At 62.3% G+C, this 16,734-nt stretch carries 16 protein-coding genes and 1 pseudogene; 11 read left to right on the top strand and 6 right to left on the bottom strand.

Going from position 1 to position 16,734, the window contains the following annotated elements; genetic code table 11:
• Window positions 1-447: pseudogene (locus NEI07_RS04550) on the bottom strand (hypothetical protein); the annotation flags it as partial.
• 28 nt (window positions 448-475) lie between these two features.
• Entirely contained in the window at window positions 476-1,012 is a 537-nt protein-coding gene (locus NEI07_RS04545) for a SixA phosphatase family protein (protein ID WP_256033027.1), read from the bottom strand.
• A 139-nt stretch (window positions 1,013-1,151) separates the two neighbouring features.
• Here NEI07_RS04545 and NEI07_RS04540 point away from each other — a divergent pair, with 139 nt between their 5' ends.
• Complete coding sequence (locus NEI07_RS04540) at window positions 1,152-2,858, top strand: hypothetical protein (protein ID WP_256033026.1); 1,707 nt, start codon at window positions 1,152-1,154, stop codon at window positions 2,856-2,858.
• A gap of 43 nt (window positions 2,859-2,901) precedes the next feature.
• Here NEI07_RS04540 and NEI07_RS04535 read toward each other — a convergent pair whose 3' ends face one another.
• From NEI07_RS04535 to NEI07_RS04525, 3 genes are all read right to left on the bottom strand, one after another.
• Window positions 2,902-3,417 carry a hypothetical protein gene (locus tag NEI07_RS04535; protein ID WP_256033024.1) on the bottom strand — a complete coding sequence of 172 codons (516 nt, stop codon included), beginning with the start codon at window positions 3,415-3,417 and terminating at the stop codon, window positions 2,902-2,904.
• Between the two features lie 31 nt (window positions 3,418-3,448).
• Window positions 3,449-4,195 carry a hypothetical protein gene (locus NEI07_RS04530; RefSeq protein ID WP_256033022.1) on the bottom strand — a complete coding sequence of 249 codons (747 nt, stop codon included), beginning with the start codon at window positions 4,193-4,195 and terminating at the stop codon, window positions 3,449-3,451.
• A gap of 360 nt (window positions 4,196-4,555) precedes the next feature.
• Entirely contained in the window at window positions 4,556-5,356 is an 801-nt protein-coding gene (locus NEI07_RS04525) for an enoyl-CoA hydratase (RefSeq protein WP_256033021.1), read from the bottom strand.
• Window positions 5,357-5,631: 275 nt separating this feature from the next.
• On the opposite strand from NEI07_RS04525, the gene NEI07_RS04520 reads away from it, so the two are divergent.
• The 10 genes from NEI07_RS04520 (at window position 5,632) to NEI07_RS04475 (ending at window position 15,344) form a co-directional block, all read left to right on the top strand.
• Window positions 5,632-6,675, top strand: coding sequence for an acyltransferase family protein (locus NEI07_RS04520; protein WP_256033020.1), 1,044 nt, complete (start codon window positions 5,632-5,634; stop codon window positions 6,673-6,675).
• 99 nt (window positions 6,676-6,774) lie between these two features.
• The gene (locus NEI07_RS04515) at window positions 6,775-7,542 is read left to right on the top strand and encodes an SGNH/GDSL hydrolase family protein (RefSeq protein WP_256033019.1); all 768 of its coding nucleotides are present in this window, start codon (window positions 6,775-6,777) and stop codon (window positions 7,540-7,542) included.
• Between the two features lie 35 nt (window positions 7,543-7,577).
• A complete protein-coding gene (locus NEI07_RS04510) occupies window positions 7,578-8,267 on the top strand; it encodes an RluA family pseudouridine synthase (protein WP_256033017.1) in 690 nt (229 codons plus the stop codon).
• A gap of 60 nt (window positions 8,268-8,327) precedes the next feature.
• Window positions 8,328-9,866: a TldD/PmbA family protein gene (locus NEI07_RS04505; protein WP_256033015.1), complete on the top strand. Its 1,539-nt coding sequence runs from the start codon at window positions 8,328-8,330 to the stop codon at window positions 9,864-9,866.
• Between the two features lie 3 nt (window positions 9,867-9,869).
• Entirely contained in the window at window positions 9,870-11,204 is a 1,335-nt protein-coding gene (locus NEI07_RS04500; protein ID WP_256033014.1) for a TldD/PmbA family protein, read from the top strand.
• 185 nt (window positions 11,205-11,389) lie between these two features.
• Window positions 11,390-12,283 (top strand): hypothetical protein, encoded by an 894-nt coding sequence (locus NEI07_RS04495; RefSeq protein WP_256033013.1) that lies wholly within the window; start codon window positions 11,390-11,392, stop codon window positions 12,281-12,283.
• A 31-nt stretch (window positions 12,284-12,314) separates the two neighbouring features.
• On the top strand, window positions 12,315-13,316 hold the full coding sequence (locus NEI07_RS04490; protein ID WP_256033012.1) for an ABC transporter substrate-binding protein: 1,002 nt from the start codon (window positions 12,315-12,317) through the stop codon (window positions 13,314-13,316).
• Complete coding sequence (locus NEI07_RS04485) at window positions 13,313-14,113, top strand: ABC transporter ATP-binding protein (RefSeq protein ID WP_256033011.1); 801 nt, start codon at window positions 13,313-13,315, stop codon at window positions 14,111-14,113. The genes NEI07_RS04490 and NEI07_RS04485 overlap by 4 nt, the downstream gene beginning before the upstream one ends.
• Complete coding sequence (locus NEI07_RS04480; protein WP_256033009.1) at window positions 14,110-14,907, top strand: ABC transporter permease; 798 nt, start codon at window positions 14,110-14,112, stop codon at window positions 14,905-14,907. The genes NEI07_RS04485 and NEI07_RS04480 overlap by 4 nt, the downstream gene beginning before the upstream one ends.
• Window positions 14,904-15,344 (top strand): GNAT family N-acetyltransferase, encoded by a 441-nt coding sequence (locus NEI07_RS04475; RefSeq protein WP_256033007.1) that lies wholly within the window; start codon window positions 14,904-14,906, stop codon window positions 15,342-15,344. The genes NEI07_RS04480 and NEI07_RS04475 overlap by 4 nt, the downstream gene beginning before the upstream one ends.
• A gap of 147 nt (window positions 15,345-15,491) precedes the next feature.
• Here the strand turns inward: NEI07_RS04475 and NEI07_RS04470 are convergent.
• The coding region (locus NEI07_RS04470) for a L,D-transpeptidase family protein (RefSeq protein WP_256033006.1) at window positions 15,492-16,734 on the bottom strand (1,243 nt) is incomplete at its 5' end.

Here is a 16,734-nt window from a genome sequence, read left to right as displayed (position 1 = left end):
GGGCGCGAGGACGAGCGAACATTGCGCCGGCGCCCAGCGCTCGACGATAGCGCGCGCGGTGCGCCGCCCATAGTCGACGTAATATCGGCGCAGCAGCAGCGCCGCGACGGCGGCGCCCTCCTCCGCCGATGCGAAGGCGACATGGCCATCGGCGTCGGCGGCGATCTCGCCGCTCCAGCCCGCGCTCTTGATGCACCAGTAATTGTTGAGCTTGATGCAGCGGGCCGGCTCGCCGGCCTCCGCGCCGAACGCCCGGCGGATCGCGGCGACAGGCGCCATCTCCAGCGCCAGCGCGCTTTCGAAGCGCCAATTGTCCACGGCGCGCGTTTGCGGCTGATAGGCGGGGCTTGGCGTCGCAGCGAACGCCGACGAGGGCGCGACGAGCGCCGCCGGCGCCTTGTGCGGCGCGGCTAGGGCCAGCATCGTCAGGAGCGCTTCGATCAGCATGGCCGCTCTTTGCGGGTTTGCGACTGCGCTAGTCGGGGTCTTCCGTCGCCTCGCCCCGTAGAATGCCCGGCGTGACGAAGCGCGCAAGTCGGGCCCCGCCCCTGCCGACGTCGCCCCAATGATCGGTCTCAAAGTCGAGCATCGCCAGCGCCGCCGTTGGGAATTTAGAGCGCATCAGCGCCAAGTCATCGGCCTCGCCCGAGCCGGCGAGCCATGAGGCGAGTTCGGCAAAGCCGGGATTATGGCCGACGGCGAGCAGCGTCGCGACCTTGTCAGGCGTCTGCCGCAAAATCTCGACCAGATGGTCGACGGTCGCAAGATAAATCGTATTCTCGATCAGATGCGTGACATGGCCTGGAAAAGCGTCCAGCACCTGATCGAGGGTCTGCCTGGCGCGACGCGCATCGGAGGCGACGGCGAGGCCCGGCACGATGTCGGCGTCGCGCAGAAACTCGCCCATACGCCGCGCATCCTCCATCCCTCGACGGGTGAGCGGACGCTGGCGGTCGCCGCCGGCCGAATGCCGGTCGGCCTTGCCATGGCGCAGGAGCAGGAGTCGACGCATGCGGCCTCTCTATCACGGCGCCGCCGCGCCGCCACGCGCCGCCCCTCGCTAAACGCCGGCTGCGACGAAACTACGCGCCTCTTTACCCCGAAAGGCGCGGCGTGCAAGCTCTCGCCGTTCGTCTTCCCAAGGTTTTCTAATGCGCAAATCCCTCGCCATCGGCGTCGCGACGTCGCTTTTGCTGATGAGTTTCGCCGCGCCTTCGCCGGGCGCCGGCGAAAAGCCGGTCACGCTCGACAATCTCGTCCTCACGCTCGGCGCGACGACCTATCATATCCCGCACATCGAAATCGAAGGCGCGAGTCTGCCGGCGGGTGAATTGGCGACCTTATTTTTGAGCGGCGACGCCGATGTCGCGGCGCGTCTCGCGCGTATTTCGGCGCGGCGAATCGCCGTGCCGGCGATGTCGAGCGAAAGCCGCGAGGATTCGGGCGTTGCACGCGCCGCCTATCGCAAGCTTGTCTTCGAAAATGTCGTTTCGGGACGCGCCGCGACCGTGCGCGGCGACGGCGGCGAGGAAACAATCGACTCCGCGAAGGGCGGCGTTCAGCGCGTCTCCTGGGGCGCCTCTATCGCCAAGGGCGTCGATCTGGCCGAACTCGCGCGTCTGGCGCTCTCCGCGCGCGGCGACGCCAATGAACCGCTGAAGCCATTGGTCGAGGAGGAAATCGTCGAATCGTCGCGCCTCGAAGACACGAGCGCCAATCTCGTCCTGACGACGGGTCGCTTGAAGATCGAGGGCGTGCGTGGGCGAGCGCTGCGGACTCCCGCCGGCAAACTCGTTGAAAGATTCGAGAAGGTCGATCCGGCAAAACCCGAAAGCGATCCAGCGTTAATGCGCGATGTCCTCGATGCGCTCCAATCCTTCGAGGCGGCGTCGATCGACGTTGACGATGTCGTCGCCGCCGGCAAAGGCGAACCCGCCGGACAGCCCTTCACGGCGAAGATCGCGCGCGCCGGCATGCGCAAAGTGGCGGGCGCCGGCGCCGGCGAGATATTTTTCGACGAGTTTTCGCTCGCCGCGTCGGACGGCGGCCATCTGTCGATCAAGCGATGTGCGCTGAATGAACTGCAGCTGTCTCCGGTTTTAGAAGGCGCCGCCTATCCCAAGCTCGCGCACATAGAGATGCGCGGCGTCGCCGCCGATTTGCCAGATCCCAAGACCAACGAAACGTCGCGCATGAAATTCAGCGTCGAGAATGTAAGCGCGACGTTCGCAAATTTCGTCGAAACGACGCCGACGAAATTCTCGGGCCGGATCGACAATTTCGTCGTCGATCTTTCGGCGCGTGGCGAAACCCAGACGACCGCGCATTTTTTGGCGCTTGGCTATCAGGAGCTCGCGCTCTCCGGACTCGCCGCTGGAGAGTGGCGCGAGAAGACGTCCGAAGCGGCGCTGGAGCCGGTCGCGATCGACGCGAAGAACATGGGCGTGGCGCGACTCTCCGCGCTGTTCGGCAATGTGTCGAGCGCGGCCTTCTCGTCTTCGCCCCTCATCTCCCGCGCGGCGACGCTCGCAACATCGATCAAGTCGATCGACCTGACGCTCGAAGGCGATGGTCTCGTCGATCGCGTGCTCGCGCTTGAAGCCAAGGAGCAGAAGACATCCGTCGACAAGGCGCGCGCCGATTACGCCAAGGCCGCCGCGACGGCGATTACGGCGCTCGGCGGCGGCGGCGCCAACGCCAAGCGAATCGCCGACGCGGTTTCGGCCTATATCGAGAAGCCAAAGCGCCTGCATCTGCGTTTCGTTGCGCCGAAAGGCGTCAACGCGCTTGACGTGTTGGCGCGAAAGCCAAGCGAGATTTTGGAATCTCTTGAGATGGAGGCGAGCGCGGACAGATGATACGCCAGCCGGGGGCTGCTGCTAACCGGCGGTCCGCCAACGTTTACTGCACTGTCGCTGTCACTTCACCGTTTATTGCTTCTATTTTCACTAGAAGTCGCCTGGAACAGATGGCGCCTGGCGCATCTCTATCTTTATCTGATAGTTCCAAAGGATATTTTCTCTTTGACGTCGTCGTTGACCATACGTCGAAAACTTTCACGAGCGGCGTGGCATCCCAGCTCGCGACAATGCGCCAGCGCGCTGCATTGCTCGAATAATCATCATCTTCACCTGGAACTGAAATCTGCTTTTCAGGAAGCGCCCTTCGAATAAATTCGTTCACGTTGGCCTCGGGCGGAACAATGCATATTGTATCCGCAGAGAACAGCTGGTTCAGATTCAAGATTTGGTTTTGACGAGGCGCGGACAAAACGAACTCTGTGGCGTCATGCCCATAGTCATATGGCCATAAATCTTGACTAAGTCGAAAACACGGCAAAATGCCAATAGTCACAAACGATAAAACGACCATAATAAGTACAAAATAGCACACACGTCTTTCAGTTTTGCTGAACATTTCACTGCCGTATTTTTCCTGTCACCGTGCTCTACTTCGGCAGCGGAACTCCTGGCCCTGCCTTCTTCAGAGCTTTGCGCTCATAGACAGAAGAAGTCTGACCAAACGGCAATTCTTCTATAACGTTGAGAGCAGACTTGTTGGCAGTCCTCAGTCCATGAATACCTATGGCAAAGAAAGGGCTATCTGGACTGTTTCCAACTTCGTTGCAACCAGCAGCAGAAACGCTCTTTCTGCGATCTGCTGCCCGATATACACTAATATCGACAATATGATCCATTCTGTCGAACTCCGGTGGTGAGCCTTGCAATGAAAACGTTCTTACCGGCAACTCGGCGTCTATCACAATTCTTATACGAAAAATGAAGTACTTTATTGCACATCTCTCAGTCGTCGGCAAAAATTCTTTTGCTCGATCATAGCTTTGTATGTCTTTGAAGACACAATATTTGGCACCTTCTCCGACGGCGATGTACGCCAAATCCCTCGAATTCGATGCGTCCTTGACCGAGATGACGTTGTTCTCAAGGGTGAACTTCACGTCCGAATATTTGGTCGAGCGCGCCGCGGAAACGCCGGGCGGCGCGGAAAAGCGGTTGAGAATCTGGTAATCCGAACTGCACTCGTAGGAGTCGGGATCGTGACCTCTGTAGTTTTCCCCCGCTCCGGCTGGCGCCGCGCTGCCGACCAGCATCACGGAAAACACAAGCGCGCCGAGGCGCTGCCGACCCCCGGCGGCAGGCGATGATTTGCGCAAACACTTGTTGAAAAGCCTCAAGACAACCTTCCCGCGATTCCGCCGCTAAACGGGGCAGGCATATGCAGTCTCTATGAGAGTAGCCGCGCCGCTTACGCCGTCAAGCCGACCTGCATAAGCAACCAAGGCTCCGATTCCAGGTGAACAAGGCGTCCCTCTCACCGCGTCATGGCCGCGCTTGTCGCGGCCATCCACGCGCCGTCTCCGCACGATGCGTTGCGCGATGTCCCGGCGTGGATGCCCGGCGCAAGGCCGGGCATGACGGCTGAAAGCGAGCTGAAATTAACCCGAGTTCGAAGCCCTGGCGTAAGCAAAGCGGGCGTTTACGCTGGCGACAATCTCTCCCCATCGCCACGGCGCGCGCCACGGCTGCGAGTAACGTCAGCTCCCTCTAAAATTCGGCTCGCGCTTCTCCAAGAACGCGGCGCGCCCTTCCATGTAATCCGCGCTGTCGAAGCAGGCGCTCGTCAGCGCTTCGCACTGCTCATGCGACGACGCGCCGGGCAGGCGCGCGGCGGCGCGGATCGCCGCCTTGGCGGCGCGCAATGTCAAAGGCGCGCCAGCGGCGATCGTTTCAGCGAGCGCATGCGCCGCGCCCTCGAAACTCTCAGTGGCGAAGAGGCGGCTGACGAAGCCGCGCTCCTTGGCTTCGTTCGCGGTGAGACGGCGCGCCGTGTAAAAGAGGTCGAATGCGAGTTGCGGGCCGACCGCGGCCACGACATAGGCCATCGCCGAGGGCGGATAGCCGACGCCAAGCTTCGCCGCCGGAATTGCGAATGTCGCTTGCGCATCGGCGATGCGCAGGTCGCAGGCCGCGGCGATTCCGAATCCGCCGCCCAAGCAGAAGCCCGACACGGCCGCGATCGTCGGTTTGGAAAGATTCGAAATCGCGTCGAACGCCTCGACATTGGCCTGTTCGTACGCGCGCCCGCCTTCGCTTGTCGCGCGCAGGTTGGAGAATTCGCTGATGTCGGCGCCGGCGCAGAACGGCAAACCCGGCGCCCCGCTGATGACGAGGACGCGCGCTTCCTCAGCGGCATCGACGGCGCGCAGCAGCGACGGCAGCGCGCGCCACATCTCGAAGTCGAACGCGTTCCGCTTGGCGGGATTTTCGATGTAGAGGCGCGCCACGCCGAAAGCGACCGTGACGCGCAGCTTGGGAGTCGGAGATATGATCGCCATCGTTCCTCGGAAAGCAAAGTTTCAACGTTGCCGGATCGCTCGCTCGGCGCGCATGTCGACGTGTCGTGGACCACACGTCTTGGACCACACGCGCCCACCACTCTCTAAGCCCACGCACACGCAGAGCGACGAACCGGCCGCCGCGGCAATCGCGACGCAATGTCGCGCCATATGGCCCTCGTCGCGACCTCTTGCCACAGCATTCCACTCCCGGATCAATATTAAGGTCGACGTCGCGCATTTAAAGGAAATCTCCTGCCAGCCGTGGAGCAGCGATGGCGATGGGAACAGACAAATTCGCGTCGCCTGGCGCCCTGCGGCTGACTTTAGCCTTTGCGGTTTTCCTCCACCACACGACCAGTTTCAACCTCGGCATGTCCGCCGTGCTGGTCTTCTTCGTGCTCAGCGGCTACTGGGTCGCGGCGATGTGGAAGAACACCTATTCGAAAACCACGTCGGCCTATTTCACCTATCTCGTTTCGCGCGTGTGGCGCATCGCGCCGGTTTTCGCTCTTTGCTCGGCGATCGCCTGGGCGCTGCTGCTCTGGCGCGGCGACGCGCCCATCGCCTTCGGCGGTCTGATGCATCAGCTCTTCTCCAACATCATGATCCTCGGCTACAGCACGCTGCCGTTCCAGGCGAACATTCCCGGCTGGTCGCTGGATGTGGAATTGCAATTCTATCTTATCGCGCCGGCGATCATTTTTCTCATTTCGAAAAACATCTTTCTCTTGCTGATCTGCCTTGTCGTTTCGGCCGGGGCGCCCTGGCTCGGCGGCTCCGCCACGGTCGCGCCCTTCCTTTTGTTTTTTGGAATCGGCGTCGCGGCGGCGAGCCACGACTTGAAGCCCAATCGCGCCTTCGCCTATCGCGCATTGTTCACGACGCTCGCGACGCTGTTCCTCTGCGCGCTGATCTTCGCCAAGGACATGATGCTCGGCGAAAAGCAGGAGCTGCTCGCCTTCAGCGACAAGATGAATCTCGTCATCGCGGTGATGATGACGCCCTGGGCGCTCTATACGACGCAGCAGGCGAGCGGCGCCAAGGACCGAATGCTGGGCGAGCTCTCCTACATCTTCTATCTACTGCATTGGTCCATCATTGGCGCGCTCAAGACGGGCGAAGGCTCATATCTCGATCGCGCCCTGCTCTGCTCCGAGGCGCTCGTCATCATCTTCGTCGCCTCCTACCTGATCTGGCGGCTGTTCGATCGACCGATCAATAGAGTGCGCGCCTCCTGGGTGCATGGCCGGCTTATGGTCGCGCCCGGCGCAGTCCCCTCGGCGACGCCGGCAAGCGCCGCGCCGGCATTCGCCTAGCGCTTCCCCGATCACATGGAATCATGTGATCGGATCGATCGCGGGGACAAGCGCATCCAGAAATTTGCTTGAGTCCAGTCGCCGGGATATGGGTTCGCCATGTTCCCCGGGGCGCACAAACTGGCGGTTGTTCTGGCCGTCACAAGCGGGCTGACGCTTCTCAGCCTGAAGCGGTCCGATGAGCCGACGCTCTACTGCGCCAATGTGAACGGCGGCGGGGACGCCTACAGGATCCTTGTCATCGGCGAATCCTGGGCCTCGGACGGAAAGATCCTCCCCGAACTGCCGCGCGCCGTCTCAAAAAGACTTGAAGGCCGCGGCGTCCAGGCGTGCAGTCTCGGTTTTGCCGGCCGCAACTCACGGTTGCTCTACGCCGAACTGCGCGAGAAATTCCCCAAATACAAGCTCTACCGCGTGTTCGAGGACAAGAAGCCGGACAAGGTCATCCTGATGAACGGGATCAACGACGCGATACAACACGTCGGCGCATCGGCCTATGTCGAATATACGAAAAAGCTCGTCGAGTATTTTGCCGACGTCGACGACGTCGAACTCATCTCCATACCGCGGGTCAACGAGCGGAATTTCAGGCCGCCGAATCTCTACAGCGCCCTCAAGCGCTCGATATTGGGCTGCTTCTATGATGACTGCGAGCGACAGGTGAATGACCTCTATCGTGTCGCGCTGTGGCGCGACCATCCCGAACTCAACACTCTCGAATATGACGCTTTCATCGATCGCTACGAAGGACACGAGCGGTGTTACACGAGGGACGGCGTCCATCTGACTGACGAATATTTCCACAAATACGGAGCGTTCATCGGCGGCGCGGTTTCGCTCGGAAAGGCCGCGCCGGCCGTGAAATAGCGCCGTCTTGCCCACCTCGCTGCTATAAGCCGCTGATGGACCTCCTCTCTCGCCTGCTCCACCGCGACGGGCTGATGCTGATCATCGACAAGCCCGCGGGCGTCGCCGTCCATCGTGGACCAAAGGGCGGCGCAAGCCTTGAATACGCTTTCGACCAGTTGCGCTTTGGCCTGCCCCGGCCGCCGGCGCTCGCCCACCGACTGGACAAGGATACGTCCGGCTGCCTCGTGCTTGGGCGCCACCGCAAGGCCCTCGAGCGGCTCGGCAGGCTGTTCAAGTCCGGCCGCATTAGCAAGACCTATTGGGCGGTGGTGGAAGGCGCCCCGACGGGCGAGGAAGGCGAAATTGACCTCCCGCTCGGGCGGCTCGACGCCACGCGCGGCTGGTGGATGCGGCCAGATCCGCTTGGACTGCCCGCCAGAACCTCCTGGCGCGTGCTTGGCAGAAGTGTGGACAACGCGTTGACGTTCATCGAATTCACGCCCCACACCGGCCGCACGCATCAGATCCGCGTGCATGCGCAGGCGATGGGGTGGCCCATTCTCGGCGATCCGATCTATGGCTCAGGTCGCCGCGAGGACGCTGCCCCTCTGCATCTTCATGCGCGGGCGGTGAGCGTGCCGATGCAGGACGGGAAGCCGCCCGTGGAAGCTGTCGCCGCGCCGCCCGAACATATGGGCGAGGCGCTCGCCGCATGCGGATGGAACGGCGAAGCGCAACCGTAACACGACGATTGCAAATCGTCGCCGAAACGACCACCATATGAGGGATTTTTGGAGCGACCAATGGCGCCAGCGGCCACGCCTGCGACGACCGAAGCCTCACGCCCGAGGGGCGGCGAGGCCTTCGCGTTGGGCCGCGCGCTGCTCTACGATCTTGCCGATATCGCGCTGACCGCCGCGAAGCGAAGCGGCGCCAGCTACGCCGACGTCAGGATCGGCGAAACCCGGCGCGAATACGCCTTCGCCAAGGACGATCGCCTGGAAAATTTCGACGAGCGCGCGTCGCAAGGCTTTGGCGTGCGCGTATTGCTCGACGGCTGCTGGGGATTTTATGGCGCGCGGCGGCTCGATCCGCAGAGCCTGCGCGATGGCGTCGAGCGCGCGCTGGAGAACGCCCGCGCGGTGAAGCGGATACAGTTCCAGCCGATCGCGCTCGAGCGTTTGCCCGTGCATGAAGCCGAATGGATCATGCCGATGGGCATCGATCCCCTTGCAGTGTCCGCCGGCGAGAAGGCCGACCTGCTGCTTTCGATCATCGCCAGCGCGCGCGATCACGGCGCGGATTTCTGTTCAGCGTCGCTTTCGGCGACCTGCGAAGAGCGATTCTTCGCCAACAGTCTTGGCAGCCGGATTCATCAGACCCGCACGCGCGTCGCGCCAAGCTTTCAGGCGACCGCCGTCGATCGCGCCAGCGGCCGTTTCGCGACGCGCGACTGCCTGGCGCCGGCGCGCGGCGCCGGCTGGGACTATGTCGTCGGCGCCGGCCTGATCGAGGAGGCCGCGCAGGCCGGCGAGGAGGCGCGCGCGAAGCTCGATGCAAAACCCGTAACGCCAGGCGATTGCGACGTTGTGATCGACCCGACGAATCTGTGGCTCACGATTCACGAGACGGTCGGCCATTCGACCGAGCTCGACCGGGTGCTCGGCTGGGAGGCGAATTTCGCCGGAACGAGCTTCGTCAAACCCCATATGCTCAACGAACTGCAGTTCGGCTCCGAATTGATGACGATCGTCGCCGATCGCGCGCAACCCGGCGCGCTCGCCACGATCGGTTACGACGACGACGGCGCCCCCGCCGAAGCCGCCGACTTCGCCATCGTCGAAAAGGGCGTGTTCAGGAATTTCCAGATGGCGCTTGGACAGGCGCATCTCATCGGCCTGTCGCATTCGAACGGCTGCGCCTATGCGGACAGCCCCACGACGTTTCCCATTCAACGCATGCCGAATATTTCGCTTAAGCCCAATCCTCAGAAATGCTCCTTCAGCGATCTCATCAGCGACGTCGAGAACGGCATTTACGTCGTCGGCGCGGGGAGCTGGAGCATCGATCAGCAGCGCGACAACTTCCAGTTCGGCGGACAGCTTTTCTTTGAGATCAAGAACGGCAAGCTCGGCGAACTGCTGCGCGACGGCGCCTATCAGGGCCGCACCACGCAATTTTGGAACTCTCTCGCAGGGCTATGCGACGCGAGCGCCTATCATCTCGACGGCACCTTCACCTGCGGCAAGGCCGAGCCGGTGCAGGTGGCGCCGGTCTCGCACGGCAGCCCCCCGGCGCTCTTTCGCAATGTGCGCGTGCTGAACACGAGCGACGACGCATAGCGCATGTTCCTTTCTTCAGACGACGCAAAGTCGATCGCCGACAAAGTTCTCGCGCGTTCCAAGGCCGACGCCTGCGCCGTGCAGATTCAGGGCGGATTGGATCAAAGTCTGCGCTTCGCGCGCGGCGGCGCGACGACCAATCTTGCGACCGCCGAAGCCACTCTGCGCATTTCCTCGCACATCGGCGGGCGCATCGGCTCCTGCAGCATCTCGCGTTTCGACGACGAGGCGTTGGCCGCCGCCGTGGCGCGCTCGGAAGAGATCGCGCGATTGTTGCCCGTCGACCCCGATTATGTCGCGCCGCTCGGCCCGCAGAATTACGGCTTCTCCGACCGCTATGACGACGCGACCGCCAATCTGCGCCTCGACGCCCTCGCCGACGCGGCGGCGCGCGTCATCGAGGAGGGCGCGCGCATCGGCGTCGACACCTTCGGCTGCGCGACGACAGCCAGGCGATTCGATGCATATGCGACGAGCGCCGGCCTCTTCGCCTATGAGCGGCGCAGCGAAATCGATCTCTCCGCCACGGCGCGCAACCGCGCCGACGCTTGGTCGGGCTGGGCCGGCGCGCATCAATTCTTCGCGGATCGACTCGATGCGGCGGCGATCGCGCGCGTCGCCTGCGCCAAGGGCGCCCATGACGCGACGCCGGTTGATCTCGAACCCGGCGCCTATACCGTCGTTCTCGAGCCGGAGGCGACGACCGAGCTCGCTTTTTGGCTCATCAGAACAATGGAGGCGCGCGCCGCCGACGAGGGGAGAAGCTTCTTCGCGCGTCCTGGCGGCGGAGCGCTTTTGGGCGAGAAGCTCTTTGACGAACAGCTCACGATCCGCGTTGATCCCGCCGACCCGCTGGCGCCGGAAGCGGCCTTCGGCTTCGAGGGCGTGCCGCATCGCGCCCGCGCCTTCGTTGAGAACGGCGTTGTGACGACGCTCTATCGTTCACGCGCCTGGGCGCAAAAGACCGGATCCGAACCAATTCCCTTCGCGCCGAATTTCGTGATGTCGGGCGGCGACGTTTCGCTGGACGACATGATCCGCTCGGTGCGGCGCGGCGTCCTGGTGACGAGGTTTTGGTACACCAATATCGTCGACCGGAAGAGCCTGCTGCTGACCGGCCTCACGCGCGACGGCAATTTTCTCATCGAGAACGGCCGCATCGTCGCGCCGATGCGCAACATGCGCTTCAATCAGCGACTCGGCGAGCTGTTCAGCAACATCAAAGCGCTCGGTCCAACGCGTCGGACCTGGCGCGCGGCGGGCGAAGGCGGCGCGCCGGCGGCGCCGGCGATGCTCGTCGAAGGCTTCAATTTCTCGTCGAAGTCGAGCGGGATATAGAGCGATCAGCGTCGCAGTTGACAAAATCACGGCTGCTCTGAATTATGCTGTTTGCGGAGTTACCTCCCGCGCCGTCCACATTGGCGAAGCCTGACAGGCAAGGATACGTCTTACCATGGCACTCTTCTTTGGCGCCATCGGACCTAGTGGACACGTCTTCGATATGCGCGCCACTGGAGACGGTCATGAGTCGCATCATCTTTCAGAAAATGTCTCGCCCAAAGACTGCGGCAAAGAGAATCTCGATGGCGACCGGATGTTCGCTATCGGCCGCTCAACGAGCCGTCGCTCGCTCTTCAGGGTACAGAGATTGGCATGATTTGGAAACGTCGCTTTCTGGCGGGACGCCCGATTTCGATGTGACGACTACACCTTCTCCTGAAGATCAGACTCATATGAGTGAGCTTCTTGCTCGCGAGCTCAACTTGACAAGCGGCGACGCACTTTATGCTCTCGGCTTCAGTCGACTGTTTGGCCCACAGGACACCAACATCCGTGAACAACTCGAAATCCAAACAAGGCTGTTCAGATTGCGTGAGCTACCGCTTGCTGAGCGTCGTCAAAGGGGCGCAATTGGAAAACTGAAAAGCCCAGGCCGCGATGGCGAGATGGTAATATTAAAGAGCTTCGGCAAACCTACTCTTATTGTCACTCACCAGTCGGGCCGCGCGGCGGCAGCCGACTTCGAGTACGTGACGCCTCGGAATGCCGAGGAACTTTTTATCCCTATGCGTCTCTACCTTGCCTATGGCATTTGGACGGAAGCTGACGATTCTCAAGTGTTGTTTTCTAGAGACTACTGTCCGATGTGGCGCCTTCGGCAAGGCCTTTCGCCTGAGAGAATGAACCCATGGGAAAGAATTACATTTACCAAGCAAGAATGGTTTTGGGAAGGTCGCTTGCCTTGGCGCGATAGAGCAATGCATGAAGCTGAAATTGATAGACTCCGTAAGTTTGGAGTCCGTTTCCTGCCAAAGCTCGTCGACACTCTCCCCCTCGTCGTCTCACGCGATGACCTGGACTTCCGCGAAGCCGTACGAGAATTGGGGCACCTTTATTCACAACTGCCAGCGGCTTGATCGTAAAAGAGATGACGGATGGAGAACCTTTATGTCACTGCATATAGCTAGGCTGTTCTCTTTCGTCTTAATCATCATTATTGCCGCGCCCGCCCTCGCGCTCGACAAGGTGCGCTTCGCCACCGATTGGCGGGCGCAGGCCGAGCACGGCGGCTTCTATCAGGCCGTCGCCGACGGCACATATGCGCGCTACGGACTCGACGTAACCATTCTGCAGGGCGGCCCGCAGCTCAACGCGCGGCTGCTGCTCGCCGCGGGCCGGGTCGACTTCGCGATGGGCGCCAACACCATTCAGATGTTCGAATCGGTGCAGCAGAACGTGCCGGTCGTCACCGTCGCCAGCATGTTTCAGGTCGATCCGGTGATTTTCATGTCGCATCCCGGTGTCGGCCTCGATCGTTTCGAAGATCTGCCGAAGGCGACGGCCTTCATCGCCAGCGACATGCGCGCTTCCGTCTGGCAATGGCTGAAGCAGGCCTATGGCTTCAAAGACCAAAACGCCAAGCCCTATAATTTCAACTCGGCGCCTTTCCTTGCCGACAAGACGTCGATCCAGGAGGGGATTCTCACCTCGGAGCCCTACGCCATCGAGCGCCAAGGCGGCTTTACGCCCAACGTCTTTCTTTTGCATGACTACGGCTATGACAGCTATTCGACGACGATCGAGACGCGCGCCGACACGATCGCCAAAACCCCCGACCTCGTGCAGCGCTTCGTCGACGCCTCGATTGTCGGTTGGTACAATTACCTCTACCGCGATAACGCTCAGGCGAACGCAATGATCAAGCGCGACAATCCGGAGATGACCGACGGCCAGATCGCCTATTCCCTCGCCAAAATGAAGGCGCGCGGGATCGTCGATTCCGGAGACGCGCTGACCCATGGCGTCGGCGTGATCACCGATGCGCGGATGAAGAGCTTTTTCGACAAGATGGCGAAGGCCGGCGTGGTTCCCGCCGACATCGATTACAGGCGCGGCTACACGCTGCGTTTTATCGGCAAGAAGGTCGGCATGGAGCTACGGCCGAAATGACGCTCGGCGCTTCGGCGGTCAGAGAGACGCAAGTGACGGCGCCCGCGCTCGTTGCGCTGCGCGCCGTCGGCAAGACCTTCCCAAGCGGGCTCGTCGCCCTCGCCGACTATGATCTCGACGTGCGCGAAGGCGAGTTCCTGACGCTGCTCGGTCCTTCCGGCTGCGGCAAGTCGACGGTGTTGCGGCTGATCGCGGGGCTGGCGAATCCGACCGCCGGCGCGATCGACTGGAACGCGCCTCAAGTTAAGAACAATATCGGCGTCGTATTCCAGGATGCGACGCTGCTGCCCTGGGCGAGCGTCTTCGACAATGTCTTTCTGCCGCTGCGACTTAAGGGCGTTGCGCGAGAAGCGGCGTCGCCGCGCATCGAAGAGGCGCTCGCGCATGTCGGTCTTCTCAACTTTTCGCGCGCCCTGCCGCGAGAACTCTCCGGCGGGATGCGAATGCGCTGCGCCATCGCCCGCGCCCTGGTGACGCGGCCCACGCTAATGATGATGGACGAACCTTTCGCCGCCCTCGACGAAGTGACGCGCTTCAAACTCAATGACGATCTGCTTGCGCTCAAACGCCGGTTCGGCGCGACGATCGTCTTCGTCACTCATTCGGTCTTCGAAGCCGCCTATCTCTCGACGCGCATCGTGGTGATGTCGCGGCGCGCCGGCAGCATCATCGACGAAATCGAGATCGATCCTGCGATCCCCCGCGACGACGACTATCGGTCGAGCAGGACCTTCGCCGACGTGTGTCGCCGGGCGTCGCGGGCGCTTCGCGTCTCAATCGAAGAGGCGACGCCGTGATTCCGAACCGACCCGCGATCGCGTGGCGCGACATCGGCGTGCCGCTCGCAGTTCTTCTCGCTGCTTTGGCGCTGTGGGAAGCGCTCGTGCGGTGGAAAAACATCCCGCCCTATATTCTCCCGGCGCCGAGCGTCATCCTCGCCAAGCTGATCGAAGACCGTGAACTCCTGTTCTCGTCACTATTGGTGACTCTCGGGGTCACCGTCGAGGCGCTTATCGTCGCCACCGTCTGCGGGGTGGCGCTGGCGCTTCTCATCGCCCAGTCAAAATGGCTGGAGCGCGCGCTGCTGCCCTTCGCCATCACCTTGCAGGTGACGCCGATCATCGCCATTGCGCCTTTGCTGCTCGTGTATCTGCAACCCGGCAATGCGGTGCTGGTCTGCGCTTTTCTGGTCGCCTTCTTTCCGATTCTTTCGAATACGTCGCTCGGACTCGCCTCCGTCGACTTCGGCTTGCGCGATCTTTTTGACCTTTATCGCGCTTCGCCATGGCAGAAGCTGATTTATCTGCGACTGCCCTCGGCGCTGCCGCAATTCCTCGCTGGCTTGCGCATCGGCGGCGGACTGGCGCTCATCGGCGCCATCGTCGCGGAGCTCGCCGCGGGCGCATCCGGTCAGGGGACGGGACTCGCCTATCGCATCGTCGAGGCGGGCTTCCGTCTCGACATCCCGCGCATGTTCGCGGCGCTGGCGCTCATCTCGCTGAGCGGGCTGGCGATCTATGGCGCGCTCGCCGCGCTCTCCTATGTTCTGCTGCGCGGCTGGCACGAAAGCGCGAGAGCGCAAGACGAATGACGCTCATCCGGGACATTCGCGAGTCGGACGCCACGGCGTGGCGCAGGCTCTGGTCAGGCTATAATGAATTTTACGCAACGTGTGTGCCGATCGACGTGACGGAATTGACCTTGCGCCGCCTGCTCGATCCGACCTCCACGATGATTGGACGGATCGCGGAAAGAAACGCGCGCGTCGTCGGCTTCTCGGTCTCCGTGCTGCATGAAAGCAGTTGGACCTCCTCGCCGACGTGTTACCTCGAAGACCTTTTCGTCGATCCGACGGCTCGGGGCGCGGGCTTGGGCCGCGCGCTCGTTCAAGACCTCATCGATCTTGGACGCGCGCGCGGATGGGCGCGCCTCTATTGGCACACGCAAGCCGGCAATGAACGCGCGCGGCGCCTCTATGATTCATTCGTTGAAGCTGACAGTTTCGTTCGCTACCGCGTGACGCTGTAGCGCTCACACGGACGATGCGTTTGGGTGTCATTCCCGACACGCGCGCCGCGCGTGATCGGGAATCCAGAACTTGAATAGCGCTCTGGATTCCCGGTCGGACCTTCGGTCCGCCGGGAATGACATCCCGGCCATGCAAACCAACGAGTCCTACTGCTCGGCGACGCCGCTGATTTCGTCGAGATGATAGACGTCGTCGCGAAAATGCACGAGGCCGTCCGCCGACGCCCAGCCGGTCATATAGACCCACGCCACCGGCACATGCTGCGTCAGCCGCACCTCCTCGCGTTCGCCCGACGCGATTTTTGCGTTGATCTCATCCTTGCTCATCTGCGGGCCGGATTCGCCGTCGAGCAGCCAAGCCGCGAGATCGACGACGCCCTGCACGCGCACGCAGCCATGCGACAGAAAGCGATAGTCATTGGCGAAGAGATTTCGCGACGGCGTGTCATGCATGTAGACGGAGTGGGAATTGGGCATCGAAATGCGGATCGAGCCCAGCGAATTGTTCGCGCCGGAATCCTGCCGCAGCGTATATTGGGCGGCGCGCTCGCTCGCCCAGTTGATCGAGCGCGGATCGACCTCCTCGCCATGGCCGTTCAGCACGCGAATATGCGAGCGCTGGAGATAGGACGGATCCTTCACCATCTTCGGCGCGATCTCGTTCTTGATAATCGAGACCGGAACCGTCCATGTCGGATTGATGTTGACCGCGACGACCTTCGCGTGCAGTTCCGGCGAATGGTGCTCGGGATCGCCGACGATCGCGGCGTAGCGGCGCACGACGCGATCATCTTCCACCGCATCGACCGCCGTCGACGGAATGTTGACGACGATGTAGCGCGGGCCAAAGGCGAAATCGAACGCGGTGAGCCGCTGTGCGGTGGACTCGAGCTGATGGAAGCGGGTCTCCGCCGGCACGTCGAGTTCGCGTAATGTTGCGCCGGCGACGACGCCCGTTTGTTTCAGCCCCAGGCGATACTGAAAGCGCTTCACCGCCGCCGTGAGATCGGCGTCCCACTTCTCTTTCGCCGTGTCGACGATGCTGTCGTCTTCGGCCGCAAGGCGCCGGCGCAGCGCCGCGACCGCAGGTCCCTTCGCGCCGGGTCGAAGGGAGACGCCCACTCTCGGCCATCCGCCGAGATCGACGATCTGCCGATAGCGGTCCGCCGCCTTCGATGTGGTGAAAAATGTTTGAGGCTGCAATGCGGGCGTCGGATCGTCGGAAAGCGCCGTCTCGCGCGGGGGCGCGGGTTTCGGCTTTGGCTTTTTCACGGCGGTCTGCGCGGGCGCTGGATTTGTCGTTTGCGGCGCGGCGGGCGCGGCGCCGACAGGCGGCGCAGACGTCACGGGCGCAGGTTCGGGGGGCGCCGCGGGGGGCGGCGGCGCTATG

The sequence above is a fragment of the Methylocystis suflitae genome, assembly GCF_024448135.1.
GTDB lineage: Bacteria > Pseudomonadota > Alphaproteobacteria > Rhizobiales > Beijerinckiaceae > Methylocystis > Methylocystis suflitae.
The sequence above is the reverse complement of the archived record's forward strand: the minus strand, read 5'-3'. Positions and strand labels throughout refer to the sequence as shown.